This is a genomic window from Pacificibacter marinus (assembly GCF_018860665.1).
In the GTDB taxonomy this organism is placed as follows: domain Bacteria; phylum Pseudomonadota; class Alphaproteobacteria; order Rhodobacterales; family Rhodobacteraceae; genus Celeribacter; species Celeribacter marinus_A.
In genome coordinates, this window is record NZ_JAHKPK010000031.1 from 1 (window position 1) to 1,895 (window position 1,895).

The 1,895-nt window shown below is 46.0% G+C and carries 3 protein-coding genes; all 3 read right to left on the reverse strand.

Annotated elements, in window-relative coordinates; genetic code table 11:
- Nucleotides 1–102: 102 nt before the first annotated feature.
- The gene (trbK, locus tag KO497_RS10015) at nt 103–330 is read right to left on the reverse strand and encodes an entry exclusion lipoprotein TrbK (RefSeq protein WP_086959606.1); all 228 of its coding nucleotides are present in this window, start codon (nt 328–330) and stop codon (nt 103–105) included.
- 5 nt (nt 331–335) lie between these two features.
- A complete protein-coding gene (gene trbJ, locus KO497_RS10020) occupies nt 336–1,118 on the reverse strand; it encodes a P-type conjugative transfer protein TrbJ (RefSeq protein ID WP_012774854.1) in 783 nt (260 codons plus the stop codon).
- A 17-nt stretch (nt 1,119–1,135) separates the two neighbouring features.
- Nucleotides 1,136–1,895, reverse strand: a 760-nt coding sequence (locus tag KO497_RS10025) for a TrbI/VirB10 family protein (RefSeq protein WP_289846670.1), incomplete at its 5' end; no start/stop codon positions are given.

A 1,895-nucleotide genomic window follows, 5' to 3' on the forward strand; every position in this document is an offset into this window, starting at 1 on the left:
GTTGTCGATTGCTGCATGAGCTGGGGTGGCAATCAAAAACGCCAACCAGACGACCACAGGCATAACGATTTTAAGATTGGCTGGCAGTTTCATATTAGTTCCTTACCATTCTTTTTTAGGGCTAGATTTGAGTTCACCGTCACCAGTGCTGCTACGGCGTAGACACTTAGTTGCAAATTCCTTTTTTGTCTCTTGGTTTTCAATTTTCTTGATGTTGCTGATAGTGCAATTCACATCATTTACTTCTGGCATGGGTTCGTCACCACATCCGGCTAATAGGGCCGTCAGAATGACGGCTCCTAGTGCTTGTAATTTGTTAAATTTCATCATTTTCCTTACCAGGTACGCGCTGGGCTTGGTGTGTAGCTTCCTTTTCGGAGCTGTTCAGCTGAGGCTTGGTGTTGCGCTTCTCTATCGGCCACAACTTGCATACGGGTTGCTACTGCGTTCTGTTGAGCAATCAGCAAACTACGGATTTGTAACAGTTGGTTAGTTTGGTTACTGGCGAGCTGATTGGCATAACCAATAGCTTCTAGTTGACCTTGCGCCCCTTGCGCTGTTGATTGGAGTCGTTGCAGCTGGCGAGCATCGTCTTTTATATTGTCCTGCTGCTTTTCTAAACCTTTAAACAAAGCATCATTAGCCTTCTTTTGGGATTCTGACGCCAGGCGGCGATTCTCATTCATTGCTGACCATTCAGCCTCACTACAACCAGAATTTGAGAAACAAGGCGAGCTACGGTAATACGCAACGTCTTGGAATTTTCCAAGATAACGATCTAAGCTCCCAAGCTGATTTTGGTAATATTGAAGTGTATTCGTTGCTTGCACTAAGCCATTGATGGTCGATTGTGCTTGGTCCCAAATATAAGCAGCTGGGGCCAACGAGTTTTGCAGCATGTTTTCGTACTGACTTAATTGAGTGCGATACTGTTCAATCTGTTTGGCCGTTTGTGCCGCAGCCTGCATCGCTGTCACAATATTTTGAGCCAAGTTACCACCGTCAATTACAGGGATACCTGCTTGCACTGGTTGTGTTATCAGAGTAGCGACCGAGCCCGTTGCCATTGCGACAACCAGCACAGTTTTAGCGGCTAAAATTCTTCCTTTTGTTTTCATTTCATTATCTCCTGGCGTTAGTAATCAAATGAGCTGTATGGCTTAGAAAAAGTCATGTCTTTGGTAACAATTACGTTGAAGCGATAACCAGGACGAATTTCCAAAGTCGGCGCAATATTCATATTTTTTCTGATCATCTCTACAGCTACTTGTCCTAGCTGCTGGCCTAGAGCTTCACTTAGCGCATCACTTGCACGTTGACGGTCGTTACCATCGCTGCTGTTGTCGTTGTCCTGGCTTAATGTGATACCTGCTGTGATACCTGACATTAAGAAAGCCGAACCAAAGATACGCACATAGTGGTTATTTACTTGGTCGTGGAAACCTGAATAACCTGCTGAATCCGCGCCTGGCATTGATCCGATATCCATTGCTTTACCATCGGGAAAGATGATCCGTTGCCAAGCAACTAACACGCGCTCTTGTCCGTAAGCTACATCGCTAGAATAAGAACCAATGAGGCGAGAACCCTGCGGAATCAACAAGTGACTCCCTGTCGCGGTATCGGAAACGTTCTGAGACACTTGGGCCATAATCTGACCTGGAAGATCTGAGTTGATACCTGAAATAAGCGTGGCAGGAATTACGAAGCCAGCTCTTAGCTCGAAAGGTGTACGAGGCGCCTGCATTTGTGAATTAAGCTGCCAACGGTCGCCGCCATTACTATCAAACTCTCCGTATCCATTAGCACCACCTTTATTCGGCGTTAGCAATAGCGTTGGCGTACTCTTTGACGCCCAGTCCTTCAAGAACCAGACTTTAGACATAGCCGACGAT